Annotated in this window: 1 protein-coding gene; it reads left to right on the forward strand. The window is 43.5% G+C overall.

The genetic code is table 11. The annotated features are described in order from the left end of the window. Positions 1-322 precede the first annotated feature (322 nt). Positions 323-940 carry a thymidine kinase gene (gene tdk / locus BBW68_RS10570; protein ID WP_070135330.1) on the forward strand — a complete coding sequence of 206 codons (618 nt, stop codon included), beginning with the start codon at positions 323-325 and terminating at the stop codon, positions 938-940. Positions 941-1,021 lie beyond the last annotated feature (81 nt).

Consider the following 1,021-nt stretch of genomic DNA (forward strand, 5'->3'; position numbering starts at 1 on the left):
TACTAATTGGATGCATTACTAATAATAGTGTCCGGCTATAAGAACTGCAATGGTTAATTTTGTAATAAAAGTGGAAGTGCTAATAGTTAGGAATCTCTGACATGATAAAAGGCGATAAAATATGATTCGCTGGCTAAATATCCTGCTATGAAAAGAAAGGTGCGGGCATGAAATTAGTGAGTTCCGTATCATCAAATAATTGAAAAATCCTGTTAAGTTGTGCTGAGTGCAGATGTTCAGCCGCTATTTCTTCGAGTTATTGCAGGTGCGAAGGCGGTTTATGGTACACTGCCGCCATCTTGGTGATTCGGAGTAGGGGCTAATGGCTCAGCTATATTTCTATTATTCCGCGATGAATGCTGGAAAATCGACGGCTTTGTTGCAATCTTCTTATAATTATCGTGAGCGAGGCATGCGCACTCTGGTGTATACCGCAGAGTTCGATAATCGCTTAGGTGCCGGTAAAGTGAGTTCACGCATTGGACTCTCTTCCCCGGCGAAATTGTATAATAAAGACACGTCGTTGTTTGCCGACATAAGTGCTGAGCATCAGCGGGAAACCGTTCACTGCGTGCTGGTGGATGAAAGCCAGTTTTTGACGTGTGAACAGGTTAGAACATTATCCGAAGTGGTAGATGTTTTAGACATACCTGTACTTTGTTATGGCTTACGTACAGATTTTCGCGGCGAGTTATTTATCGGTAGCCAGTACCTTTTAGCCTGGTCCGATAAACTGGTTGAATTAAAAACCATCTGCCACTGCGGCAGAAAAGCTAGCATGGTATTAAGGCTCGATCAGGATGGCAAGCCTTTTAAAGAAGGAGAGCAGGTGCAAATTGGCGGTAATGAACGCTATATATCCGTCTGCCGTAAGCATTACTACGAAGCGCTGGAGAGTGGTTCACTGCATGCCATTTATGGCAGCAAGAGGTCGGAGTAATATTGATGTGCTGCGGTGGTTTGTAGTGGTCAACAGGTGGCTAGTATTAGTTGATCACTACATATCGTAATCCTTCGGTTA

This window comes from Candidatus Erwinia dacicola (assembly GCF_001756855.1).
Taxonomy (GTDB): Bacteria; Pseudomonadota; Gammaproteobacteria; order Enterobacterales; family Enterobacteriaceae; genus Erwinia; species Erwinia dacicola.

Excerpts from the sequence above, each read along its gene's own strand:
- tdk (WP_070135330.1), top strand. The coding sequence starts at position 323 with ATGGCTCAGCTATATTTCTATTATTCCGCGATGAATGCTGGAAAATCG.